The following is a 24,881-nucleotide window of genomic DNA, read 5'->3' as shown; positions in this document are numbered from 1 at the left end:
AGAAGAAACGGATAGACTTGTGTATAGAGTGTTTTTTTACATATGAAAAAGACGGAAAGCATTTTTTCAGCGTACCGGACCAGAACGGAGTGAGTGATTTGTTATACAGAAGTCTTGCTAAACCTTTGTTGTTCAAAATGGACCCTGAGCAGGCCCATCATCTAATTATCGGTGGCCTCAGTGGAATGGGGAGTATTCGCCCGGTTCCTTCCGGTTTGCGTGTCATGTATGGCGTGCGTGAAACATCGGATCTGGCTGTGGATATGTTTGGATGTCATTTCCCTACACCTGTAGGACTTGCGGCTGGTTTGGATAAAAACGGACAGGCTGTAACAGGCTTTTCTTCCATCGGGTTTGGCTTCATGGAAGTGGGCACAGTCACACCGCTTGCACAGCCAGGTAACGACCAGCCAAGGTTATTCCGCCTGCCTCCCGATGAGGCATTGGTGAACCGGATGGGCTTCAATAACCTTGGAGCCGAAGCGATGGCGGGTGAATTGGCACGCCTCACAGAGCGCCGTATTCCAGTGGCCGTAAATATAGGTAAAAATAAGGCGACACCGAATGAAGAAGCGCATTTGGATTATGCGAAATGCATTCGGGCGCTATACGATTATGCGGACCTGTTTGTGGTGAATATCAGTTCACCAAATACACCGGATTTGCGTAATCTGCAACATGGGAATGAATTGAAGGAATTGCTTGCTGCAGTGATGGATGAGATGGAGACACAGCGCAAAAGAGCGGGTGGTTCCGTTAAGTCGGTCTTGGTCAAAATCGCACCTGATGTGAATGACCAGGAGCTTGAATATATGGTGAGCACCATTGCAGATAGTGGAGTTGCCGGAATCATCGCAACAAATACCACGATTAGCCGGGAAGGTCTGTCCCATCAGCATGCCAAAGAGACAGGCGGACTAAGTGGCAAGCCGCTGCGTGACCGTTCAACGGAAATCATTCGCCAAATTTATCGCCAGACCGAAGGCAAACTGCCAATCATCGGATCGGGGGGCATTTTCACAAGCGAAGATGCTTACGAAAAGATTAAAGCAGGTGCCAGCCTGGTGGAAATATATACGGCATTGATCTATGAAGGACCTGAAGTGAACCGGCGCATTCATGCCGGACTGCGTGAATTGCTGCGCAAAGACGGTTATAGTCATATTTCGGAAGCTGTCGGTGCGGAGCATCGTTAAGCAATGTTTCGGAGTTCCCCGGATTGAAAATTAGAAGCGTGGAAGAGGGCGATGTCGCACGGGACTCTTCCCCCCGCTTAACATCATGTATAATGGATAAGAACAGGGGAAGCTATAGAGACAGGAGGCATAAGCATGGACGGTAGAGACTGGGGTACATTTTTACTTCCTTATGAACAAGCGGTAGAGGAATTGAAAGTTAAGTTTAAAACGATGCGGGCGGAGCTTAAGAAAAGGGAAGAATACGCCCCGATCGAATTCGTTACCGGTCGTGTCAAAAAAATATCCAGCATTCTGGAGAAATCCAGACGCCTGAATGTGCCGCTTGATCAGGTGGAAACAGGCATTGAGGATATTGCAGGTATCCGCATTATGTGCCAGTTTGTGGATGATATTCGGCGGGTAGCCGAGTATATTCGTGGTCGTAAGGATTTGACGGTATTAATTGAAAAAGATTATATCACCAATTTCAAAGAGAGCGGCTACCGCAGTTTCCATATGATTATTGAGTATCCTGTTCAGACGGCTCTTGGGCAGAAGAATGTGCTGGCCGAGATTCAGATTCGGACGCTGGCGATGAACTTCTGGGCCACGATCGAGCACTCCCTAAGCTACAAGTTCCGGGAGAGTCTGCCGGATGATATGCGCGCACGATTGAAAAAGACGGCGGAAGCCGCTTTTGTACTCGATAATGAGATGTCGGCGATCCGTCTGCAAATTCTGGAGGCGCAAAAGGCCTTTGAAGATGACTCCAATATTGTATCAAGAACGTTGAACATCATACATCAATTGTACTTCTACCACCTTGTGAACGAAGCGATAGATGCACAAAAGCGTTTCAATGACTGCTGGGAGCGTCATGATATGGAAGGGTTAAAAGACCTTCTGGATGATGTGAAAGCACTTCTGAATGCGGCTAGAAAGGGCGAAAACCCGGATGAGCAGCTATGAGCCGCTGTATGTTGACTATCTAATCTACTTCAACCGCGATCAGGACTACTTTGAATGCCATGAGGTATTGGAAGAACTGTGGCTTGAACGGGATCGGGATTCTCTGTACAAAGGATTGCTGCAGATTGCAGTGGGATTGTATCATTTCAGGAATGATAACCTTCGCGGAGGACGCATGATGTTACAGAGTTCAGTAGATCTGTTAAAGTCATATCCGGAAACTTCGCGAGGCATTGCCCTTGGGCCGTTGGTGCATGAAGTACAGGAGCTGGTTCATGGGCTTTCGGGTCCTGAGCCGCAGAATTTTCCTTACAGAGACTTGTATATTCAGATTCAGGATGAGGTGCTTGTACAGGAGGTTCGAGAACGTGCTCTTGAACTGAAGCCTAATGTTCCCCAACGCCGAAGCCCTACACGTGGACGAATCTATGAAGAGAAGATGAAGGCAATGCAGCAGGAGCAGGGTTTGCAGAGCGAGTAAACTTGTAAAGGAAAGTCATCATCCGCTTCATTTATTAACATACTGTCAGACATATGATTTATAAAAAAACACCCCGACTGTTCCTCTAGAGGAATGGGCCGGGGTGTTCGGTATTAAAGGACATCATTAAAAGTTAGGAATAACTCAGGAGCTTGTCCATGCAATGGACAATATAATCCATGCGGGTCCATCAAATCCGCAAAGGGAAGATACGATTAGCTTGCTGATGGAGTAGCACTGCCTTTATATTTCTCGAAAAATTGCTTGTAGTCATCCAGGGTATAACCGTTGTCACTGCCATTTTCCTGAAGCCCGCCAACCATGCGGTCTTTCTCAACACCATCTTGATAATATACCAGAGTTGGTGTGTACTCAATGTTATAATCAGTCCAACCGGAATCGAATTCACGCAGATTGAACTGTGGTAGTTGAATGCCTTCCTCATCGACCAGTGGCATCAACTGAGGTGTAGTCGCACGGCAGTGTGAGCAGTCGGAGGCAAAGAAATAGACAAAGAAGCTGTCTTTGTTATCAATTCTGGCTTTCAGATCGTCAGGCAAAATAATTTGTTGGTAGTTCGGATCGTTCAGCAGTTCGCGTGTTGCAGGATTAAGCTTGGAGGCGGCGATGCCATAAGCATTCCCCACGGCGTCCATTTGTTTCTTGGATTGCTGGTTCACCAGGACAAGTGCTGCAATCAAAACGACGAAAATACCCAGGAAAATAAGGATCGCAGCGCTTTTCTTTTTCTTCTTGGATTTCATTAAGACATCCCCCATCGATCATATCGGAATATAGTTTTGGCAAAAATACGGGATGGGATAATATGCATAAACACCCGAATTTTTGCACATCAATCAATCTACTTGCCATTATACTACATTACACGCTGTAGTGGAATAGATACGATATGATAGGAAAGCAAAGCTTGGATATGATAAAATAAAACGATATTGCAATCTTACCAAGACAGGATGAGTGGGAATATGGGTGTAAAGTTACCTTTGATATTTGCTGAGCGAATGGAAAGTTTGCTGGGTGATGAGTTCGAACAATTTATGAAATCGTATGAACAGTCTCCCCATGCGGGATTGAGAGTGAATACGCTGAAAATATCGATGGAACAATTCGATGGGATTGCTCCGTTTGATCTAAGACCTATTCCTTGGTGTGAGACAGGGTTCTATGTACCTCATGGTGTTAAACCGGGGCTGCACTCTTATTATCATGCAGGCCTGTATTATATACAGGAACCAAGTGCAATGGCTCCAGTTGAATTATTACAGGTGGAGCCTGGAGATCGTGTGCTTGATCTGTGTGCTGCTCCGGGAGGGAAAACGACACAGATTGCTGCAAAGTTGCAAGGTAAGGGGGTGCTTGTCACCAACGATATCCATGCTGAACGCACAAAAGCGCTGGCCAAGAACGTGGAATTGTACGGGGTGAGGAACGCTGTTGTTTTGAATGAGTCACCCGAGCGGATCGCGAACGCATTTCCTCATTATTTTGACAAAGTATTAATTGATGCGCCTTGTTCAGGTGAAGGTATGTTCCGCAAAGATGAGGACATGGTGAAATCGTGGGAACATCATTCGGTGGAAAAATGTGTACTCATGCAGCGCGATATCCTTGAGACTGCGGCACGATTGCTGGCTCCGGGAGGTACAATTGTATATTCAACCTGTACCTTTGCGCCGGAGGAAAATGAAGCGATGATTGCGGAGTTTCTGAATGTAAACCGTGATTTCGTTGTCAGGGACATTTCTGAAGAGACAGGATTTGCTCCAGGGCGTCCGGAATGGGTGCGTCAGATGATGCCTGAGAAGGCCGATGAGACTAAAGATGTGCTGGATCAAACACGTGGTACCGCAAGATTGTGGCCACACCTTCTAGAAGGAGAGGGGCATTATGTCGCTGTATTACAGCATCGTGCAGGGCAAGGATTGGAAACAGATCAACTAGGAGTAGTTAAAGAAGGAGCAATGGAGTATGGACAGGTCGGGGATGTGTCCAGGATTGAAGTAGAGGGGAACAAGGATCACTCTATTGCTGCTTCTTCAATTGCTATGACCAAGGCTGATCGTAAAAAGGAACGTCTGTTGCGAATCGAATCCAGAGAGTCCCATGACAGACAGGCTGGTGGCAGCAAGAATCCGGGTAGACCGAGCAAAAAAGGTAAAGATCACGGTGGACGTAAATCGGAACGGGGTCAGGGACGCGGAGCTGATCCGGCAAGTATGGATCCGGTTGGGATCTACACTTTGTTTATGAAAGAACAATTAGAGATGGAGTTAACCGGAGAAACGGTATGTTACGGAGATCGTGTGTATCAATCATCGGTTGGCGCAGCACGGCTGGAGGGACTGAAAGTCATTCGTCCAGGCTGGTTTATGGGTACCGTGAAGAATGGGCGATTTGTGCCCTCTCATCCGCTTGCATGTGCTTTGAATGCAGCTGAAGCCCAGAGATCCGTTAACCTTTCTTCAGCAGAGGGTGAAGCAGTAAGGTATCTCAAAGGAGAAACGTTGAACATCGAAGAAGCACGAGTTGAACGTCAAGCAGATACGGCGGCCAAAGGTTATGTGTTGGTGTGTGTGGACGGTTTTGCGGCTGGCTGGGGGAAATGGCTGGATGGTGTACTGAAAAATGAATATCCGGCAGGCTGGAGGTGGACATCGGTATGAGTGGAAAAGGCAAACAAACGCTGCGTCTGGATAAAATATTGAGCCATATGGGCGTGGGGTCACGAAGTGAACTCAAAAAGATGGTGAAGCAGGGCAGAATCCGTGTGGACGGGAAACCGGTGAAAGACAGCGGCGTGCAGGTTAATCCAGACATAAACGTAATTGAAGCTGACGGAGAGCGGATTGTGTATCGGGAAATGATCTATCTGATGCTGCACAAACCACCTGGCGTGGTGTCGGCAACTGAAGATAATCGAGATAAAACGGTGATTGATCTGCTGCGTAAAGAGGAGCGTGTCTTTGATCCATTCCCAGTAGGACGACTCGACAAAGATACTGAGGGCCTGCTCATTCTTACCAATGATGGCCCACTTGCCCATGATCTATTATCCCCGCGTAAACATGTGCCCAAGACGTATGAAGCCCGTGTACTGGGGAACGTTGATGAAGAAGACATCGAAAAATTCAAAGCCGGCATTCAGCTGGATGATGGATATGAGACTTTGCCTGCGGAACTGACTGTGCTGGATCGTGAGGAAACGGAAGAGGGCGTGTTTTCCTCCATCTCACTGATCATTCATGAGGGCAAGTTCCATCAGGTGAAAAGAATGTTCCAGGCCGTAGGCAAACGCGTGGTTTATTTGAAACGTGTTGCCATGGGTGACCTGGAGCTGGATGCCAATCTGGAAATTGGCAGTTATCGCGAATTAACCGCTAACGAGTTAGATCGTCTGCGGAAGTAACAGTTCCCGTCCTTCGCGAAGCGAAACAGGAAGTCTGGGCAGAAGGTGAAGCCCTGCCCGTAATGGTTCCGCTTGAGCTTGGGCGGGACCGGCGCTGTCAAGCGGCAGACCCGGCAACCAAGCGCTCCCACATCGACCGTCACATAGCAAGATCCTAACCTGCCGCCGGTAAACGAGACGGGAGTCCAGAGGGCAGAGCCCTCTGGGGCCCTCCCTCGGAAGGGAGGGTTTGGGTGGGTGCGACTCTTTTACAGATAAGGAATGAAGACAATGACAATTAAATTAATCGCACTGGATGTTGATGGAACACTGCTTAATGATCATCATGAACTTACCGAAATGACGCAAGAGACCTTAATTCGTGCTTCCCGTCAGGGAGCTGAGATTGTCCTGTGTTCAGGCAGAGGTCCTGCGAACACGATTCCGTTTATGGAGCAGATGGGACTTGACGGATACGTCATTACACATAATGGGGCGGTAACTGCTCATGTTCAGACTCGTGAAGTGGTGCACCATTTTGCTATGGATGGCCAAGGACTGGAACCTTTCATTACCTACTGCCGCACGCAGGGTGTGCATTTTGATATCAACACGGCGTTTGGACTCTATGTGGATCAGCCAGAAGGGTTGGAGTTGCAGGTACGCGATATGTATCAAAACTTCATGGCAGAGCCATTAAAGCTGCCTCAATGGGCTGATATGACAGAGCCGCTTGCGAAATTCACTGCGTTTGGACCCATCGAGCAAATGAATGCGGTGCAACAGGAGTGGTCGACTTGGAATCTTCCATATTATATGACGCGCAGCGGTGATTTTTTCATTGATCTGATGCATCCCGAAGCCTCCAAAGGTGCAGCTCTAAAAAGACTGGCTGAAGCAAAAGGAATCCTGCCTTCCGAGATCATGGCGGTAGGTAACTACTATAATGACATCACAATGTTAACCTTTGCAGGCAAAGGTGTGGCGATGGACAATTCCCCGGAGGAAGTTAAAGCTGCTGCGGATGAGGTTACACTTTCGAACAACGATCAAGGTGTGGCCCACGCTATCCAAAAATATGTGTTGTCTGTCTAATCGTACACTCTTAAATCTGAATAGACGCTGTATCTTATAAAATGCCGCTCTCAGGGGTAACCTAACAGAATAACGTTAGGAACTGAGGGGGACAGGTACATGGAACTGAAAGTAGAGCTGATTCCTGATCTTCGTACTTCAGGTGGTGAAGTACAGGATATTATGGTAGACGGTCAATATGTGGGTTCGCTGCTGCTTGTGTTCAGGGAAGGGGATCGGGTATCCGGTAGCCTTCAGATCGAGCAGAATTCGTTACCTGACGAGACAGAGCAATATATTGTGGAGCAGGTGCACGAATATATTCGTTCTCTTGCGGATGCGGTAAGCGCTGCTGAATATGAAGTGCTTGTAAGCTGGGGTACACTGTACTCTGTGTTACAGAAGTCAGAGTCTCAAACGGATGTGGTAATTCAGCCGTCACAGTTTGAAGATATGTATGATCACAATGGACAGAATGGTCGAGCTGATGTAAATGAAGTACACTTCATTCCTGGCTCACAAGCCGAATCATTTACATATGAAGACCCCGAACATTTGCTCGAGATGGAGCTTGTAAGCGCCGGACGCAGCATTTCCACCTATGTATTTAATGACGCCAATGGACAGGAACTGGCTGAAGCCTCTCTGAAACAATATGGTGCTGATGTGCAGGGTGAGATCCATTGGTATGATGAACCAGCTGAGAATTATCAAGATGCTGCTGCCGAGCTGTTGGTACGAGAGCTGGATGAAGAAATCATCGATACGATTACGATCCGCATGTGGCATCAAGGTCAGGAGCTGGAATCGGCGGAATGGGTACACCGGGATTTTGCGGATGAGGATGAGATAGAGTCTGAAGAAGATCTCGAAGAGATTGAAGCTGCTGAAGAAGCCTGTTACGTAATGATGGTGCGGAAAGATCGGGAGTTTCGGGTATACGAACTGTTTCTACAAGAACGCGGAGGGTTACCTGTAGGAACAGCAACGATTGATACCTCACAAGCGGATTTGTCAGGTTATATAGATTATCAGGTTCCCGGTACAAGCGTTCAGCGAAAGAGTCTGGTTGAAGTTCTGATGCGAGAGCTGGACAAAGAGCTTGAATTTGATACATTACATCTCACGATGTTATACCGAAATCAAATTATCGATGAAGCGAAGATTGAAGGGTAAGAGGCACAGCCTCTTGCCTTTTTTGTTTTCTTTTTGACGAAAAAGCCATTTCCCGGTATAGTACCATTAGTTTAAGAGAGACCTGGAAGTGGAGGAGAATCATGAAGCGCTCATTTAGTATCACAACAGACTACATTAATGATGAATTTAAGGCATTGCGGGCTCAGCCAGAAGACACGGAGGATGTGATGTCTCTGCTTATGGAAACAGCCGAATGGCTGCGGAGCCAGGGGTCTTCTCAATGGAATGCGTTGTTAAAAGGTGAGGATTCTCATAATACGGCGGAGGCCATTCAGCGTGGCGACGTATTTGTATTTAAAAAGGGATCTGACGTAGCTGGCATGGTCATTTTGATGAGCCAGCCAAGTGCATGGGATGTGCATTTGTGGGGAAGCAAAGCGCATGCCGGGGATGGCGCGCTTTATCTGCACCGATTAGCCATTCGCAGAAAGTATGCCCAGAGTGGACTAGGACGGGCGATTTTGCAATGGTCCAGCAGCGGGATACAGTTTGAGGACAAACATATTGTCCGATTGGATTGTGGAGCCAAGAACGCAACATTGAACGCATTCTACGTGCGTAATGGCTACACTTTTGTAGGAGAGACAGACGGCTTCAGTACGTATGAGAAGGCGGTCACACATCAATCTGTATAAATCGTATGCAACATATCTGCTGCATTCAAAAAGCCGGGAGCTTCCACTGCTCACCGGCTTTTATTTGCATGTGGGCAAAGAGGTTTAACTTTCAAACCATACATCCGCTTCTTAGCCAAGCATGTTCTGAATATGTTGTATATACGACTCCGTAGTAAGGGCGTACGCAATTATTTTCCCCAGTACCTAACAGTATACGTAATGTCGTCATCGTCAGATGCAACATGGTACAATTGTTATTGAAATGAATTCTATTATTCGGCAGTAAATGAGCGAGTGATAAGGAATCTCATTTTGTACCTTTACTGAACATATGTTCTGATATATCATGATTGAAGATGTAATGAAAAGATCTATGCTAGAAAGGGGGAAACTAACGGTGAGATTGCTGCAGGCGCTTTTCTTTCCTCCGGAGCAGCCCGGAGGTGTATCCTCTATGATTCCGTATATGCAAGAGAGGTTTACAACCCCGAGGTGGGAGATGGATCTGTTCTCTTTGCCTAAGCGAATTCGCAACAAAGGCAGGGAAGATATCCAGTTTGAGACGTTCGATTGGACTACGTATCAGGATAGTCCTGTCGTGCAAAAATATATGCAAACCTACCGGGATTATTTGTGGTGGACCAAGCTGCGTATTCAGAAGCCTTACGATCTGATTCATGCCCATCACCCTATTGCGGGGCTTGCAATGAAGAAGGTTTTCCCGGATGTTCCTCTCATTCAAACGATTCACTCCAGTTATGAGCGAGAGCTGATACTGAATGGACGCATTGAGCCGAACGGACCGGACCATCAATTCCTGCTGGCCATCTATGGTGAGCTAGAGCACCAGGCAGAGCGATTATTAACGGTATCGGATTCTTTCCGTCGTTATCTGGCGCCTCATGTACAGCATCCCGATGTTATCGGTGTGATTCCGAATGGTTTTGATGAGAAAAGGTTTAAGCCAATCCCCCATGAGAATGCGATACCACAGCTGGTCACCGTATGCCGTCTGGTTCCGGCGAAAGGGCTGGATATTCTGTTCAAAGCCTGTGCCGAGTTAAAAGCGCGGGGACATGATTATGTGCTTCATATTATCGGGGACGGACCCATCCGTCCAGATTTGGAAGAATTAGCTCAGCGGCTGGGCATTTATAATGAGACTATTTTTTATGGTTACACGCTGCACCCCGAGGAATTCATGCCATTTTTTGATATTTTTGTACTTCCTTCACGGGCGGAGGCGTTCGGGTCTGTTTTCGCGGAAGCAGCGCTTAGCTGTCTTGCTCTTGTAGGTACAGATGTTGGCGGCATACCAGAGCAGATCGAGAACGGCAGTAACGGCTTGCTGGTGCCTTCAGAAGACCCTTCTGCACTGGCAGAAGCACTGGAGAAGGTGATGGTTGACCCGGCGTACCGTTATGAGCTCGCTCGTTCAGCATGTGAGAAGGCCAAAACCCATTACTCTTTGGGAAGATCGGTCAATGAACTGAAAAAAATGTATTTGCAATTCCCGAGCCAGTTCTAACTTCTGGAAGGAAAAGAAAGAAGCCGCTGTATGAACAGCGGCTTTTTTATGTTTAGGGAAATGATGTTTCGCATTAAAAATACGTTGTTATAGGTGTTTGTTACGACCTCGAAAGCTTCCCCATCGATCCATTACCAATTTTGCCCCCCAGATTAGTGCCAAACTGCCGAAAATGGGGTAAAGGATAGAGAGCAGGGAACTAAATCCAAACTGGCTGAGCGAATAACATAACAGCATGATGGCCAGTATGATTAGTTTGGGATGTACGTGGACGTGCTGTCTGAGTTGGAGGGTCATTCCATAAATATCGGCTACAAATGTACTGAAGATTTCCATAAAAATCAGGGATACATAGATAGACTGGACTACCCATCCAAGTTGAAAGGCAATGCTGCCCATCGGAATTTCAAATTGTGTGATGCCAGGCATCTGGGCTGACATGGCGAAGTGAGCTGCCATAAGCATGAATCCTACACCAATCCCGCCCAGAACGCCGCCCCATTTCAGTACCTTTCGGCTTCGAATCTGGTTCCCCACCGGAACGAGTACAGCTTGGGCAAGTGCCAGGTTGAATGAAGTATACAAAAGAGGAGATAACCAGACCTGAATTGGATTGCTGTCTGTGGTTAATGTAACAAATCGGTTTGCGCCGGGATGATGTATGGTGCTGGTGATCATAAGCAGAGAGAGCAGGAGCATCATGGGCACTACGATACTGTTCATTTGCAGAATAGCCTGAATGCCCCGTCCAAGCAGTAGATAAGTACCGATAAGGGTAACAATCAGTCCGGTCTGGTAATGAAGCCCCAGATGCTCTACAAAGACCGAGCCTGCTCCAGCCAGCATGACACTGTTTACTCCGATGAGAATAAGAAGGGTAACCCAGGTAATCCAGTTTCCTGCTTTATGACCGAATAGATGCTTGTTGAGATCTTCGTATGAGCGTGAGCCGGTATCATGGGCAATCAGCATCATTTTTGTACCTAACCAGACAAAGAGCATGGTCGATAAGCCAATGGTAATGGTGGCCCATTTGCCATACTGGGTAAAAAACTGCAATATCTCCTGTCCTGTTGCAAAGCCGGCTCCTACTACCGTTCCAATGTATGTAAATGCGATCTGCAGCACCCGAAATGCCTGTTTCATGCGTTTCCCCTCTCAGGCCCCTGAATAGTTTGGACATGCGGGTGCCATGGTACAAGGTATGCTTGACCCATCAAAGTCATGACAATTGAAGTGTGACCTGGGGTCATTTACATGCTCTGGACAAGAGTTAAGGCAATTTCGCTTGAACTGATAGCCGGATCTATGATACTTTTACGTCATAGGATAGGCTTGGGAGGTCAAATTATGGAAGTATTGAAACAACGAATTTTACAAGAAGGCGTAGTCATGTCGGATCAGGTGCTGAAGCTGGATGGTCTGCTGAATCATCAGATTGATCCTGCATTGACGATGGAAATGGGACGTGAATTTGCCGTCCGTTTTCGTGAAAGTGGTGTAACTCGGGTCATTACAGTGGAGTCTTCCGGAATTCCGGTCGCTTTTGCTGCCGCACATGAACTGGGTGTTCCGCTGGTATTTGCCCGTCGCAAAAAAACACTTTTGGCTGACCCCGATGCCTACTGTGAAAGAGTGCCTTCTTTTACCAAAGGGATCGTAACGGATATTATGGTGTCCCGTGAATATATTCATGAGAATGACCGTATTTTGTTTATTGATGATATCATTGCGAATGGAGATGCCGCTCGCGGTGTCATCAAAATTATCGAACGTTCGGGTGCAGAACTGGTCGGATTCGGTGTCGTGGTCGAAAAATGTTTTCAGGCCGGAGCGCGCACCATTCGTGAGCAGGGTATCCCGGTTGAAGCGTTGGTGCGCATTCGTTCACTGAACGATGGCACCGTGCAATTTGACGATAACGAATTGTGACTTTTTAAAGGAAAAAGTGCCTATTTTTATAACAATGCCTTTGCATGACCGCTGATTTCATTTATAATGGGGTTATGTTAGGGAGAGGAGGCAACACCATGGGTAACCAACCGGCAACAGAACAATTTTTTATTGATAAGCTGGCTGAATCGAAAGTACATTTTGAGCGTGCCCTGGATTGTAAACATACGGAATTCGATGACCTTTATCCCTATATGATTGAACATCCTCAATTTTTCTGGTACAAACGCTACGTAGCCTGGTCAGAATTGCTGACGATTGTAGGCTTGTGCGAAGAGTTGTCCTTCTCTTGGAAAGAACAATTTACACCGCATCAAGTGGAGTACCTTGAAGAACGTGTGATGTCCGCCAAAGTGCTTGATTTTTGGTTTGAGAAGAACGACAGCAAAGAGCACGCGCAGCGGTAACTTTCAGTCGGGACATATTTTCGAATGACATGACAGTCCAATACAGTCACGTGAGACCTAAATGACTTTTCATTTAGGTCTCTTTTTGTAAATAATTTTTTTGGGAAAGTAGGCGCCATGAATATGATCAGTGATGCAGAATTGGATGCACTGCGTTTATCGGGTGAAAAAGTAAGGGTAGTACGGGACGAGATTCAGTCCAATGATGTGACAGGCATTGTAGTGGCCTGGGACGGGGAGCAGGTGCTCATTCGCCGTCAGAATCGTCGTGTGGTTAAGCTTGATCGGAATTATCAGTATCAGCTGTTCAGCGAACCACGCAAGAGCCCGCTCGAAGAATAGGACAGGCGTTTTTAGGTTCATTTACCATGGGTGTATTGGCATAATTGCACCTCTCGGGAGAAAAGATAGGTACAGTGAGAGCTTGTAACATATCAGCCGAGAGGATGTGCGGTACCATGACATTGATGAATGATAAGGTTCATGCCTATAAAGATCAGATTGGTGAATTAAGCGACGTGCTTCCAGCTGTGGTGAAGTCTTATCATGAATTCACTGGAGAATGTTTTCAGGCAGGTGAGATTGATGCCAAGACCAAACAGCTGATTGCGCTGGGCATTGGTTTGTTTGCAAACAATGAGGTATGTACGTTTTACCACGTGGAAGAAGCACGTGCCAAAGGAGCGACCGATCAGGAGATTATGGAGACGGTTGCTGTGGCTGGAGCAGTTGGCGGAGGCCATGCGTTGTCTCAGGGTGCATTGAGAGTACAGAAGGCTTTACATTAAAATCAATTTCAATATCACTGTAGACAAAGATAGACGAAGAAAAGGCTCCGGTTATAACCGAAGCCTTTTCGTGTTTAACTTATATTTTGCCCAGCATCTTGTTATACATAAACTGTCCCGTTACCCGGCGTGCTGTTACGTAACGATCATTGAAGTAAGGATTGGATAATTGAGTGATGCTGACACCCTTGCTGCTTGAAGCATGAGCGAATTGTCCGCCCCCGATATATACACCTGTATGTGAAATGCCATTGCCCATCGTATTAAAGAATACCAGGTCACCCGTACGCAGATTAGCTTTGGATACCGGAGTGCCGGCCTTAGCTTGTTGCTGGGAAGTGCGTGGTAATTCAATGCTATATTTGTTGAAAATATATCTCATAAATCCAGAGCAATCAAATCCGGCCAATGTTGTGCCGCCCCATTTGTAAGGTATGCCTGTCATGTTGTTAACGACGGTGTTAATACTGCTTGCCTCTGTGCTTGCTGCACCGGATGTAAATAGAACTGCTGCTCCAAAAATGGAGATGATAAGCTTTTTCAAAATTTTTGTTCTCCCTTCGATGCCTACGGAGTTAGCTAAGGGTTCGGTAGAAGGTTCCCTATATTTCCTATGTATAAGAATAATTCACCCAAAATGGTTCCCCCGTTTTCAAACATGAAACTCGGCAAATGAATAATTAAGTTTTTGTAACCTTTTGAAACTATATTGCATAAATGCGAAAATGTCAAACCGTTCTTGAACACTTCTTATCATCTCAATGTTAACGGAATTATCGCTTTTTATGTAGAAATAACTCGAATGAAGTGTTTTAATAGATGACAAAAAAGTAACTACTGTTTCAGAGGGAAAGAAATTGGACAATTTATTGGCTTTCTCACATACGATTAGACTAGAATTAGTAGGTTAAGCCAATGAATTTGTTACATATTGTTGCAAATATTGACAAAATACAACTTTTTGCATAGACTTCTAATTATGAGTTACATTTATTGGATTTAAAGAAATAGTTTGAGTTTTAAAACAAATATAAGGAGGAAGTAGGCGCAAGGAAAACAGTTTGCAGAAAATGAATTGGGGAGTGTTCTAAACGATGGTGAAGGAACAAGCAAGGTTTGCATCTTTGGTTATGGCATGTACAATGGTTTTCTCTGTTATCGGAATGGTATTTCAGCCTGCTGTTAAGGTATCTGCTGCAGACGCCTCTGGAACAACAGCAAGTATCTCAGATATTTTGAAGAATCAACGTCCTGACGGGGGATGGAAGAAGGATTACAAAGAAACAAGTGGTGAGTGGGCCAAATCTACGATTGATAACAAAGCTACATACTCAGAAATTAGAAGACTAGCCAAAGAATTTAAAAAGACGAATGATCCGCGATATTCGGCTGCTGCCATCAGAGGAATCAACTTTTTGTTAAATATGCAGTACTCCAATGGAGGATGGCCGCAAGTATACCAGAGCTCAGGCTATCACAAACACATTACCTTCAACGACGATGCCATGATTAATGTCATGTACATGCTGGATGAAGTAGGTGCACGTAAAGGTGATTTCTCATTCATCGACAGCTCTCTTGCGGATCGCAGTAAAAAATCAGTTGCCAAAGGTGTGGATGCTATTCTCAATACTCAGGTTGTAGCAAATGGTAAACTGACTGCATGGGGACAGCAGCATGATTCCAGCTCCCTAAAACCTGCAGGAGCAAGGATTTATGAAGTGCCTTCTCTAAGTGCTGGAGAGAGCAGTACGATTGTAAAGTTTTTGAAAACAAGACCGTCGAACTCGAAAATTAAGGCTTCAATTCAAGCAGCAGAATCCTGGTTCAACAACGTTAAAATTACAGGATACAAGTATGTCAGAGAAAACGGAGATAGCAAACTCGTAGCTGATTCAGGTGCAGCGCCAATTTGGGCACGTTTTTACGAAATTGGAACGGATAAACCGATCTTTGTAGGACGTGATGGGGTTGTGAAATACAAGCTCAGCGATATTGATAAGGAAAGAAGGGGCGGGTATGCCTGGTACGGCAACTGGCCTTCTAAGATCTAATTTATAAAAAGCTTTACACGTTAGAAGAGGATTTATTTATTTGTTGACACTAATTACCTGCACATGATATATTATCTCTTGTCGCCGCGATGTAATTTCTCGGAGATAAGAGATACGCGGTCGTGGCGGAATTGGCAGACGCGCACGGTTCAGGTCCGTGTGGGCTAACCCCCGTGGAGGTTCGAGTCCTCTCGACCGCATCATGTGTAACACCAAGAAAGGTTCCTAGAATGGCATTGTTGCCTCTTTAGGAACCTTTTTTTATTTGTTTGCAGATTTTGATATTTGCTCATTCTGATTTTTTTCTACCCATTCCCTCGACTTGAGCAAAGATGAAGTTTTCATTTGTATATTTATCCATTAATGGAAATATGTTTGTTCTGCGACGGTTTGCCCCTATAATTCAGGTTAATTGTACGTAAAATACCGAATTGTACCTATCTTGGGAATGCATCATCCACTATTCTCTTCTCGTATGGAAGCGCTATCAACAGGGATTTGAATGACCAAATTCAGAGGGGGTAGGGATAATTTGAAACGAATCGGAAAAAGGATGGCAATGTGTTTCATGGTATTCATGATTGCGGCGGTGCAGTTCGGGATAACCGGAACAACAGGTAATGTGGCACAAGCAGCAGATAAGAGTCTGGCCCAAAAGCCGTATATGGGTTGGAGCAGTTACAGCATGCAGGTATATGACGGGGCGGGTAACTGGACATCGGCCGAGAGTATTAAGAAGCAATCGGACGCCATGCGCGAGAAGCTGCAAGCCCATGGATATGAATACATTAATATTGATGCTGGCTGGAACGGTGACGAAGATGAATACGGCCGTCCAATTCCGAGTACTGTTCTTTATCCAAATGGATTTCAGGAGGTCATCGATTATGTCCATAATAACGGACAGAAGATCGGGATCTATCTCATTCCGGGATTATCCATCACAGCCTATGATAAAAATCTTGAGGTGTATGGGACGGGCGGGGCATGTCGTATGCAAGATATTGCAGTAAAACCGCTTGTTGTTATGGATGCTTGGGATTCGTATACGTACAAAATTGATTTTTCAAACCCTTGCTCACAGAAGTACATTGACTCCATCGCGGATCTTCTGGGCGAGTGGGGTATCAACTTTGTCAAGTTCGACAGTGTGACGCCAGGATCAGGGATCAATAACTTGAGCCGGGATGCACGCGGAGATGTGGAGGCGTGGTCCAAAGCGCTAGACAGGAATAACATCTGGTTTGAGCTTTCCTGGGCGCTTGACCACAATTACGTGGACTTCTGGAAAAAGTATGCAAACGGCTGGAGGATCGACTGGGATGTTGAAGCCTACGACAGCAGTAAGGGATTGACCGAATGGTCAAGTATTTCCCGCTTATTTCCCATAGCGGCCCTCTGGTGGCGTGATGCAGGTCCAGGAGGCTGGAACGATTTTGATTCCCTGAATGTCGGGAATGGCTCGATGGATGGTCTGACCAGGGACGAGCGGAAGACCGCTACCACGTTCTGGGCAATCTCTTCAGCACCGCTTTATACAGGTAATGATCTGACCAGACTGGACAGCTATGGACTGGAGCTGCTGACGAATGATGAAGTCATTGCGGTCAATCAGGCCGGACGTCCAGCGCATCCCGTTTCCATGGACACCAAACAGCAGGTTTGGTATGCCAATAACGGAGATGGTACGTACAACGTAGCTCTGTTCAATCTGGGCAATCGGAGTGCCGAGGTCAAAGTGAAATGGAGTGATATTGGCCTCGAGGGTCCGGCTTCGGTCCGTGATCTCTGGAGCCATTCCGAACTGGGGAATTTTAATCATGAATTCAGTGGCGGCGTACTGGAACCCCATGCTTCCCGGATGCTTAAGGTAACCGCACTGAGCGGCACATCAGCTGTTAATGATGATGATACGGGCATGCGCTATAGTGGGGATTGGAAGCGGAACGGGGGCAAGGAGCAAATCGATGGCAGACAGGATCTGAGCATCGCCATTACGGATTCCTCGACCACTGGTCCAGCGAAGATGAATACGCAGCAAGGAGCTGACTTGGAAGCTGGAGTTGACCCAACCGCGAATACAGAAAATGTAGCAAATGCTGCTTCCATGGATGCGGCTGCTGTTACCGAAGTGGTTTACATTAATGATGATGATAGCCATATTCAGTACAACGGTTCATGGAGCCAAAATAGCGGCAGAGGTTTCGGAGATTACAAAGATGATGTACATTTTACTGAGGATGACGGCGATTATTTTGAATATACCTTCACGGGCACAGGTATTGATTTGCTGACGGAGAAGGACAAGGGTCTGGGAGACATGATAGTCACACTCGACGATGGAACGCCTGAGACGGTTAGCGCTGATACCGATGGTGAACGAGAAGTCCAACAGGTGCTCTATAGTGCTGCTGGATTGACTAACGGTTCGCATACCCTGAAAGTCGTCAAACAATCGGGACAGTATATGCTGCTGGATGCACTTAGAGTAACAAGGGAAATTCCCACCGGAGGGCAGAACAGCACCATTAGTCCCCCTTCTGCTGACTTTGACAAGGCAACAGAACAACAGAAGGACATTACTGTCACGCTCACATTGAACGGTAATACATTAACTGGCATTGAAAATGACGAAGTAATGCTCAGTGAAGACGACTACACGGTGGTCGATGACCAACTGAACATCAAGAAAGAATATCTCACCCAACTGCATGTAGGAACAACGGACTTCATTGTCAATTTCAGTGCTGGTGATCCGCAAACTCTTACTGTTCGAGTTAGCGATACAACGGGCATTCGTTATGTCCTGATCAATAACGACGATCCGGCAATTAAATATAATGGCTCATGGTCCCGCAGCACGGGGCGAGGTATGGGCGACTATAAGGATGATGTACAGTATACCGAGACGAATGGTGATTCCTTTGAATATACCTTCAGAGGAACAGGGATCCAGCTGTTCACGGAGGTGGACCAGTCACAGGGAGATATGGATATCTATGTGGATGGCCAATTCAAGGAAACGGTCAGTGCGTATCGCAACGGAAGATTGGCACAGCAGAATCTATACAGCATATCGGGCCTGCCTGATGGGCAGCACACGCTGAAGGCCGTCAAGAAATCAGGTAGATTTATGCTGCTTGATATGCTCAAGGTTGAGCTCCCAAATATGATTAATCCGGTGAATGCGAGCTTTGACAAATTAGCTTCTGCTCAGGCTGACATTGATGTCACGCTGCTGATCCAGGCGGGAAGCTTTAAGGGCATTACCAACGGTTCCAATGAACTGACACGAGGTACTGATTATACGATTAATGGCGACCGCGTTACACTGAGCAAAACGTATCTTGCTGCCCAGCCTGTGGGAACGTTAAATCTCAGTTTTTCCTTCGGTGGTGATTATCTCAATGACGTACATTCAACGACGTCGGATGGAGATTTCTTCGAATACACCTTCAAGGGTACCGGAATAAGCTTGATTACACCTATGGGACCGGAGCAAGGGGAAGTGGATATCTATGTCGATGGACAGCTGAAACAAACCGTGAACGCATACAGTCCGAGTCGCCAAATGATGCAGGAGATATACAGCATCTCAGGACTGGTGGAAGGTCAACATACACTCAAAGTTGTGAAAAAATCTGGTGATCTTATGCTGGCCGATCAACTGAAATTTACTGTCCCTACTGGAAACGGAAACGGTGAACCGACGAATCCGTCCAATCCGTCGAATCCAGGTGGTCCATCCAATCCAGGCGGACCATCGACTCCAGTCGCGCAGCCTTCAGACACTTCTGTGCCAGCGCCAACTCCTGAATCCGGAACAACTGACGGGACAACAGGAACGGATGATGCTCAGGATATTCCTTATAAGAAGTATATCCAAGGCTATCCGGGCGGGTTGTTCAAGCCAGATAACAAACTCACCCGTGCAGAGATGGCAACCATACTCGCAATGGTATCTGAGAAAGAAGCCACTGGATCTGCTGTTGCATTCAGTGATGTTAAAACTGAATATTGGGGAGCCGACGCCATTACTAAGGTAAGCAAGATGGGGCTTATGAATGGCTACAAGGATGGCACGTTTAAGCCAAATCAGCCATTGACTCGTGCGGAGATGGCCGCTCTTGTGTCCCTTCTCGGTCCGGCTTCCGAGAATTCAGGCGATGGATTCTCGGATATCGGTGGCCACTGGGCCAAGGAAGCCATTTTGAAAGCGCAAAGCGCAGGCGTTTTGAAAGGTTATAGTGATGGAACTTTTCGACCGAATGCCTTACTGACAAGAGCGGAAGCCGTTGTAGCAATCAACAGAGTTTTGGGCAGAGCACCGCTCACGAACGTTTCGCAACCGCAGTGGAAGGATGTTCCTTCCACGCATTGGGCCTTTGGTGATGTTGAAGCAGCATCCGCTGATCAGATTGTAAAACACCGGACAGAGGGGGAAGAACCGAAGAAGAAATGATGTGAACTAGGATTGGGGGGCCATCTCGGCCCCTTTTTTCTGAATGTTAGGGAGTTATGGAAAAGGAGGCTTACTATAAAAAATACACTATTGGAGTCGCAGATCATCTCAAACCAAAGAGTTTCGGAAATGTTAAAAAAAGCAATGATAATCGTCTTTTTATCGTTGCCTTTTATTCATTCCCGAATGAAATACGATGGAAGAATGAGATAAAACAATTGACTAACCCGGAAAATATTATTATCTTTGATAACGCTACCAATACCTCAAGGAGGGGGAGGAGGGTTACCCATTAAATATTCCAATGTTTTTCGTAAATTTTTAATTTCCTACGTGATCATTTTGGTGATACCCAGCATTGGCGGTTATATGTCTTATCTGACGTCCATCTCCGTAACACAGTCCATTTCCATTGAGAATAGTGTTACCCAACTTCAGAAAAGCCAGGAAATATTGGAGGGCCGCATGGCGGAAGTTGAGGGTTTCACCCGACAGCTTGCGGTCAATCAGGAATTGAACGTTCTTATGAATGAAAGGGACAACGAAACCAACGTATATGGGATATGGAGAACGATGGAGAATGTGTTGACCTTTGGACAGACCAATGATTTTCTGCAAAATTATTATATTTATCTTGCGAATTACAATCTAATTTTGACCCCGGGCTCTTCTTACAGACCGAATCACTATTACACTGATTTTCGTTATAACGATCTTTCGTTGGAGGAATGGATGAAGGATGTGTTGGGGAAGACTCACCGGAGTGAGATTAAACCGCTCAGTTCCTATGTCAGTAGGGGGAAGCAGACTTCGGTAATCACATATATGCAGTCATTACCTCTGGACAGCTTCAAAGATTCTTCACCAGCTGTCGCCGTTGTGATCATTGACGAGAAAATGATCCTTAGTCTGTTGTCCAGCCTGAATGATCGATACGGTGGCTGGGTTCATATCAGCGATGCGGAGGGAAATACCATTGCGCTGCAAGGGAGCTCCGAGCCCGAGATGGTGAAAATGGCCTCAGACTCTCATTTTGATCCAAGCAGAGTCAGCCAGTTCTATGGAGATGATCTTGTGATCACTACAAGATCTGATAAGAACGGATGGGTATACCAAGCGGGCATTCCCCGTCATGTCCTGATGGAGAATGCAAACAGGATCAAGGGGATGACGATGCTGATCACAGGCAGCACACTGCTCATCGGACTGATTGTTGGACTTGTGCTGGCTTATCGCAACAGCGTTCCAATCAATCGACTGTTAAGTGTAATGAAAGAGCAGTTTGGGAAGGATGAGCCGGCTCCCAAAAATGAATTTGACTTTTTGAGTGGAAATATCGCTGATATGCTGACCAAGAACAAGCTGCTTGAATCCGAATTAAATCGCCAGCTCCCACTGGTCAGGGATGCCTTCCTGAAGCGGCTGATCTCCGGCGAATTCAAATCGCGGGATGAGATTCTTTCCGCGGCCGAACAGGCAGATATTAATTTGTATCAAGGCACGGGATATGCGGGAATTGTCCAGATTAAGGGTTATGCCAGTATGGACAGCGTTGAGATCCTGAATGAACTGAATGCCTCCCGACTTCTGTTGAAGCAGGCCTTGGCTGAACTGGGCGTAGATGTCCTGATGACGGACATGGGCTCGGATAAAGTGGTCATCCTGTTCTTTTCCAAGGAAACTGACTCCGAAAGGGATCGTGAAAAGGAAGATATCACGCATATCATGGAGAATGTGGCACAGTATGTCTTCAATGAATACAGGATCACCATCCAGTCAGGATTCGGAAATCTCTTTACATCGTTGACAGAGGTCAGTCTTTCCTTTGATCAGGCCAATCAGGCACTGGAGTATGCAGTCTACATGAACAAAAAAGGCATGATGTGGAACAACGAAGCCCAAACTGAAAATACAACGTATTATTACCCGCTGGATTCGGAGCAGCGACTGATTGGCACGATTCGTGCAGGAGAACTTGAAGAGGCCAAACGGATTGTCGATGCGATCATTGTGCAGAACATGGAGCAGCGGGAGTTGTCCATGGAAATGAAGCATCAACTTGTTGGAGAAATGAAGGGTACTTTTCTCAAGTTGCTGGATCAAAAGGCGTTTACGGAATATGCCTCCATCGAGAATGTGAAACGGCGGGTCATTGATATTGGTTCCTCGGAGCCGCTTGAAACGATAAAAGCTGAGTTTTATGAAATCATGGAAGAGCTGTGCTCCGTTATTGCAAACAAGAAGAAGGATGCTCATATTCAAATCATCAAACAGATTAAGGAATATACAGCGAAAATGTATTCAGATACAGAGCTGACTCTGTATAGGGTGGCAGAGCATGTGGAGCGGCCCGAGAAATATATTTCTCAATTATTCAAAGAGTTTACGGGTGTTAATTTCTCCGATCACCTGATCAAAGTCCGAATGGACCAGGCTGTGATTTTGTTAAAAGAGAGCAATTATACGGTGGACGAGATTGCGTCACGGGTAGGTTATAATAGTTCTCACTCCTTCAGGAGGGCCTTCAAACGATTGAATGGCGTTTCACCTAGTGTGTATAGACAATCGGTTGACGATTGATGAAAGGAAGACCTTTAGGCTGTGTTGTCCGTGTTCCGGACAATGCGGTCTTTTTTTATCCGCCCCCATAATGGAAAAATGTCTGTCGTACTGCGGATTTGTGCCCCAAAAAACAGGATAACTGTACGTTTAACGGCGCAGGTGTACCTGTTTATGGGACATTAAAATCGAATATGATCAGATACAAGAAAGCGCTATCATAATTTACGCATAACAGACAGCTGGTAAGGGGGGATTGTTCTGGAGAAGGAAATCGTATTAAATCACAAGACATCAACACAGCCGAAGGCACCTGGTTTTCTGACCAATGCCCGCAAAAGAATGATGAAGCACTGGCAGTTACATCTACTGGTGATTCCGCCCTTGCTATTTTTTCTCATCTTCAAGTATTATCCGATGATCAATGCGGTTCTTGCTTTTAAGGACTATAACGTCATCAAGGGAATATGGGGAAGTGATTGGGTTGGTTTTCAAAACTTTCGTCTGTTCTTTGAGAACCCATTATTCTGGACCCTGGTGAAGAACACCATTTTACTTAGCGGTTATTTAGTGTTGGCCGGATTTCCAATTCCGATTGTGCTCGCACTCATGATTAACGAGGTGCGCGGAGCCAAGTTCAAGAAATTCGTCCAACTCGTATCCTTTGCACCCTATTTCATCTCAACAGTCGTGATGGTGTCCATGATTATGCTGTTCCTGGCACCACGGCTTGGATTTGTGAACATCGCCATGAACTTTTTTGGGTTGGATTCCGTGAATTTTCTGGGTGAGCCAGGCATGTTCCGCTCAATCTACGTCTGGTCCGACATTTGGCAGACTGCGGGCTACAGTGCGGTTATTTATTTGGCAGCACTTGCCGGAATCGATCCCACATTGTACGAAGCGGCTAAAGTCGATGGGGCCTCACGTTTTCAAAAAATCCGTCACGTGGATCTGCCAGGGCTGGTGCCAACCATTGTCATTATTTTGATCCTGAATGTCGGAAATGTCATGGCAATAGGTTTTGAGAAAGTCTACCTGCTACAAAATCCGCTTAATCTGGCTAATTCTGAAATCATTGCAACTTATGTCTACCGAGTCGGCCTGTTGAATGCCAACTATAGCTTTGCAACTGCCGTAGGGCTGTTCAACTCACTAATCAATCTGGTTTTACTGGTTACGGTGAATGGTTTGGCGAAGAGAGTTACTAAGAATAGCATTTGGTAGGAAAGGAGTTCACCTATGGCTGCAAATGTTCAAACCAAGATTAAAGAGTCCGCCGTGGACAAAACGTTTCTGATTACAATCTACATTTTGCTCAGTCTCGTGGCGCTGGTGGTCATTTACCCACTGATATTTATCGTCAGCAGCTCAATTAGCAGCCCGGCAGCAGTAACTTCCGGCCGGGTATGGCTATGGCCCGTAGATATTTCCTTCAACGGTTACAAGGCATTGTTTAATACACCTGAGATTCTCATCGGCTACGGTAACTCCATTTTCTATACTGCCGCCGGAACGCTGATTAGTGTAGCATTAACCATCATGATCGCCTATCCGTTGTCACGCAAAACCTTTTTCGGCAGAAACACCCTGATGATGATCATCACCTTCACCATGATTTTCAGTGGAGGGCTGATTCCGACTTATATGGTGGTGAAGCAGCTTCATCTGATTGATACCCGCTGGGCGTTACTGATCCCGAATGCAATCTGGGTATGGCAGGTTATCATTGCTCGCTCGTTCTTTCAATCTTCTATTCCCGGGGAGCTTCTGGAAGCAAGTGAAATTGACGGCTGTAGTGATATGCGGTTCATCTGGAGTGTTGTACTCCCATTATCGAAGCCGATTATCGCCGTCCTGGTTCTCATGTATGCTGTGGGACAGTGGAATGCGTACTTTGATGCCCTGATCTATCTCAAATCGGCAGACCTGTTCCCGCTGCAACTCATCTTGCGAAGTATCATCATTCAAAACAACGGTTCTGGTGCCATGGATGTGGCGAAAATGGTGGAAAGACAGCAGCTTACCGAACTGTTAAAATATTCGTTAATTGTGGTCGCCACTTTGCCTGTACTTGTCATCTATCCATTTGTACAGCGTCATTTTGTACAGGGGATGCTGGTCGGTTCTGTTAAAGGTTGATCCTTAGATTCGGTGTATGGAGAAAGAAGATATAGACAGTTCATACGCAAGGTACCATCGTCTCAA

The 24,881-nt window shown here is 46.2% G+C and carries 21 protein-coding genes, 1 tRNA gene and 1 riboswitch; of the genes, 19 read left to right on the top strand and 3 right to left on the bottom strand.

The genetic code is table 11. The annotated features are described in order from the left end of the window. The first annotated feature begins 98 nt into the window (after positions 1-98). The 3 genes from DC345_RS08905 (at position 99) to DC345_RS08895 (ending at position 2,628) form a co-directional block, all read left to right on the top strand. Entirely contained in the window at positions 99-1,196 is a 1,098-nt protein-coding gene (locus tag DC345_RS08905; protein WP_113052771.1) for a quinone-dependent dihydroorotate dehydrogenase, read from the top strand. A 135-nt stretch (positions 1,197-1,331) separates the two neighbouring features. Then, on the top strand, positions 1,332-2,147 hold the full coding sequence (gene yjbM / locus DC345_RS08900) for a GTP diphosphokinase (protein ID WP_113052770.1): 816 nt from the start codon (positions 1,332-1,334) through the stop codon (positions 2,145-2,147). Further along, positions 2,134-2,628 (top strand): DUF309 domain-containing protein, encoded by a 495-nt coding sequence (locus DC345_RS08895; RefSeq protein WP_113052769.1) that lies wholly within the window; start codon positions 2,134-2,136, stop codon positions 2,626-2,628. The genes yjbM and DC345_RS08895 overlap by 14 nt, the downstream gene beginning before the upstream one ends. A 215-nt stretch (positions 2,629-2,843) precedes the next feature. Here the strand turns inward: DC345_RS08895 and DC345_RS08890 are convergent, their stop codons facing one another. Continuing rightward, complete coding sequence (locus DC345_RS08890) at positions 2,844-3,392, bottom strand: thioredoxin family protein (RefSeq protein ID WP_113052768.1); 549 nt, start codon at positions 3,390-3,392, stop codon at positions 2,844-2,846. A gap of 222 nt (positions 3,393-3,614) precedes the next feature. On the opposite strand from DC345_RS08890, the gene DC345_RS08885 reads away from it, so the two are divergent. The 6 genes from DC345_RS08885 (at position 3,615) to DC345_RS08860 (ending at position 10,450) form a co-directional block, all read left to right on the top strand. Next, on the top strand, positions 3,615-5,312 hold the full coding sequence (locus tag DC345_RS08885; RefSeq protein WP_113052767.1) for an RsmB/NOP family class I SAM-dependent RNA methyltransferase: 1,698 nt from the start codon (positions 3,615-3,617) through the stop codon (positions 5,310-5,312). Beyond that, a complete protein-coding gene (locus DC345_RS08880; protein WP_113052766.1) occupies positions 5,309-6,055 on the top strand; it encodes a pseudouridine synthase in 747 nt (248 codons plus the stop codon). Before DC345_RS08885 ends, DC345_RS08880 begins: the two co-directional genes overlap by 4 nt. 270 nt (positions 6,056-6,325) lie before the next feature. Beyond that, positions 6,326-7,129 carry a Cof-type HAD-IIB family hydrolase gene (locus DC345_RS08875; RefSeq protein ID WP_113052873.1) on the top strand — a complete coding sequence of 268 codons (804 nt, stop codon included), beginning with the start codon at positions 6,326-6,328 and terminating at the stop codon, positions 7,127-7,129. Between the two features lie 99 nt (positions 7,130-7,228). Then, positions 7,229-8,284, top strand: a complete 1,056-nt coding sequence (locus tag DC345_RS08870) for a hypothetical protein (protein WP_113052765.1) — start codon at positions 7,229-7,231, stop codon at positions 8,282-8,284. 101 nt (positions 8,285-8,385) lie between these two features. After that, complete coding sequence (locus DC345_RS08865; RefSeq protein WP_113052764.1) at positions 8,386-8,940, top strand: GNAT family N-acetyltransferase; 555 nt, start codon at positions 8,386-8,388, stop codon at positions 8,938-8,940. A 379-nt stretch (positions 8,941-9,319) separates the two neighbouring features. Beyond that, entirely contained in the window at positions 9,320-10,450 is a 1,131-nt protein-coding gene (locus tag DC345_RS08860; RefSeq protein ID WP_113052763.1) for a glycosyltransferase family 4 protein, read from the top strand. 87 nt (positions 10,451-10,537) lie between these two features. On the opposite strand, the gene DC345_RS08855 is transcribed toward DC345_RS08860, so the two are convergent. After that, a complete protein-coding gene (locus DC345_RS08855; protein WP_113052762.1) occupies positions 10,538-11,596 on the bottom strand; it encodes a YkvI family membrane protein in 1,059 nt (352 codons plus the stop codon). A 204-nt stretch (positions 11,597-11,800) separates the two neighbouring features. On the opposite strand from DC345_RS08855, the gene DC345_RS08850 reads away from it, so the two are divergent. From DC345_RS08850 to DC345_RS08835, 4 genes are all read left to right on the top strand, one after another. After that, positions 11,801-12,382, top strand: a complete 582-nt coding sequence (locus DC345_RS08850; protein ID WP_113052761.1) for a xanthine phosphoribosyltransferase — start codon at positions 11,801-11,803, stop codon at positions 12,380-12,382. A gap of 98 nt (positions 12,383-12,480) precedes the next feature. Then, positions 12,481-12,810 (top strand): hypothetical protein, encoded by a 330-nt coding sequence (locus tag DC345_RS08845; RefSeq protein WP_024629266.1) that lies wholly within the window; start codon positions 12,481-12,483, stop codon positions 12,808-12,810. Positions 12,811-12,933: 123 nt separating this feature from the next. After that, positions 12,934-13,152, top strand: coding sequence for a hypothetical protein (locus tag DC345_RS08840; protein ID WP_076289379.1), 219 nt, complete (start codon positions 12,934-12,936; stop codon positions 13,150-13,152). Positions 13,153-13,268: 116 nt separating this feature from the next. Further along, a complete protein-coding gene (locus tag DC345_RS08835) occupies positions 13,269-13,598 on the top strand; it encodes a carboxymuconolactone decarboxylase family protein (protein WP_113052760.1) in 330 nt (109 codons plus the stop codon). 79 nt (positions 13,599-13,677) lie between these two features. Here the strand turns inward: DC345_RS08835 and DC345_RS08830 are convergent, their stop codons facing one another. Beyond that, positions 13,678-14,142 carry a C40 family peptidase gene (locus tag DC345_RS08830; protein ID WP_090895654.1) on the bottom strand — a complete coding sequence of 155 codons (465 nt, stop codon included), beginning with the start codon at positions 14,140-14,142 and terminating at the stop codon, positions 13,678-13,680. 5 nt (positions 14,143-14,147) lie between these two features. After that, positions 14,148-14,279: riboswitch (cyclic di-AMP (ydaO/yuaA leader) on the bottom strand. A gap of 413 nt (positions 14,280-14,692) precedes the next feature. Here DC345_RS08830 and pelA point away from each other — a divergent pair. From pelA to DC345_RS08795, 6 genes are all read left to right on the top strand, one after another. Continuing rightward, positions 14,693-15,652 (top strand): pectate lyase, encoded by a 960-nt coding sequence (pelA, locus tag DC345_RS08825; protein WP_113052759.1) that lies wholly within the window; start codon positions 14,693-14,695, stop codon positions 15,650-15,652. A gap of 116 nt (positions 15,653-15,768) precedes the next feature. Beyond that, positions 15,769-15,852, top strand: a tRNA-Leu gene (locus tag DC345_RS08820). A gap of 332 nt (positions 15,853-16,184) precedes the next feature. Then, a complete protein-coding gene (locus DC345_RS08815; protein WP_113052758.1) occupies positions 16,185-20,114 on the top strand; it encodes a X2-like carbohydrate binding domain-containing protein in 3,930 nt (1,309 codons plus the stop codon). Between the two features lie 369 nt (positions 20,115-20,483). Continuing rightward, entirely contained in the window at positions 20,484-22,694 is a 2,211-nt protein-coding gene (locus DC345_RS08805; RefSeq protein ID WP_113052756.1) for a helix-turn-helix domain-containing protein, read from the top strand. Positions 22,695-23,018: 324 nt separating this feature from the next. Then, complete coding sequence (locus DC345_RS08800; protein WP_258530590.1) at positions 23,019-23,900, top strand: ABC transporter permease; 882 nt, start codon at positions 23,019-23,021, stop codon at positions 23,898-23,900. 15 nt (positions 23,901-23,915) lie between these two features. Beyond that, positions 23,916-24,815 carry a carbohydrate ABC transporter permease gene (locus tag DC345_RS08795; protein WP_076289382.1) on the top strand — a complete coding sequence of 300 codons (900 nt, stop codon included), beginning with the start codon at positions 23,916-23,918 and terminating at the stop codon, positions 24,813-24,815. The last annotated feature ends 66 nt before the right edge of the window (positions 24,816-24,881 follow it).

Origin of the sequence: Paenibacillus taichungensis (assembly GCF_003287275.1) — a bacterium.
GTDB classification, from domain to species: domain Bacteria; phylum Bacillota; class Bacilli; order Paenibacillales; family Paenibacillaceae; genus Paenibacillus; species Paenibacillus taichungensis_A.
Note: the sequence above shows the minus strand (reverse complement) of the source record. Positions and strands in the feature narration are given on the sequence as shown.

Coding starts and splice junctions, on each gene's coding strand:
- yjbM (WP_113052770.1), top strand. CDS start 1,332: ATGGACGGTAGAGACTGGGGTACATTTTTACTTCCTTATGAACAAGCG.
- DC345_RS08895 (WP_113052769.1), top strand. CDS start 2,134: ATGAGCAGCTATGAGCCGCTGTATGTTGACTATCTAATCTACTTCAAC.
- DC345_RS08890 (WP_113052768.1), bottom strand. CDS start 3,392: ATGAAATCCAAGAAGAAAAAGAAAAGCGCTGCGATCCTTATTTTCCTG.
- DC345_RS08885 (WP_113052767.1), top strand. CDS start 3,615: ATGGGTGTAAAGTTACCTTTGATATTTGCTGAGCGAATGGAAAGTTTG.
- DC345_RS08880 (WP_113052766.1), top strand. CDS start 5,309: ATGAGTGGAAAAGGCAAACAAACGCTGCGTCTGGATAAAATATTGAGC.
- DC345_RS08875 (WP_113052873.1), top strand. CDS start 6,326: ATGACAATTAAATTAATCGCACTGGATGTTGATGGAACACTGCTTAAT.
- DC345_RS08870 (WP_113052765.1), top strand. CDS start 7,229: ATGGAACTGAAAGTAGAGCTGATTCCTGATCTTCGTACTTCAGGTGGT.
- DC345_RS08865 (WP_113052764.1), top strand. CDS start 8,386: ATGAAGCGCTCATTTAGTATCACAACAGACTACATTAATGATGAATTT.
- DC345_RS08855 (WP_113052762.1), bottom strand. CDS start 11,596: ATGAAACAGGCATTTCGGGTGCTGCAGATCGCATTTACATACATTGGA.
- DC345_RS08850 (WP_113052761.1), top strand. CDS start 11,801: ATGGAAGTATTGAAACAACGAATTTTACAAGAAGGCGTAGTCATGTCG.
- DC345_RS08845 (WP_024629266.1), top strand. CDS start 12,481: ATGGGTAACCAACCGGCAACAGAACAATTTTTTATTGATAAGCTGGCT.
- DC345_RS08840 (WP_076289379.1), top strand. CDS start 12,934: ATGATCAGTGATGCAGAATTGGATGCACTGCGTTTATCGGGTGAAAAA.
- DC345_RS08835 (WP_113052760.1), top strand. CDS start 13,269: ATGACATTGATGAATGATAAGGTTCATGCCTATAAAGATCAGATTGGT.
- pelA (WP_113052759.1), top strand. CDS start 14,693: ATGGTGAAGGAACAAGCAAGGTTTGCATCTTTGGTTATGGCATGTACA.
- DC345_RS08805 (WP_113052756.1), top strand. CDS start 20,484: ATGTCTTATCTGACGTCCATCTCCGTAACACAGTCCATTTCCATTGAG.
- DC345_RS08800 (WP_258530590.1), top strand. CDS start 23,019: ATGAAGCACTGGCAGTTACATCTACTGGTGATTCCGCCCTTGCTATTT.
- DC345_RS08795 (WP_076289382.1), top strand. CDS start 23,916: ATGGCTGCAAATGTTCAAACCAAGATTAAAGAGTCCGCCGTGGACAAA.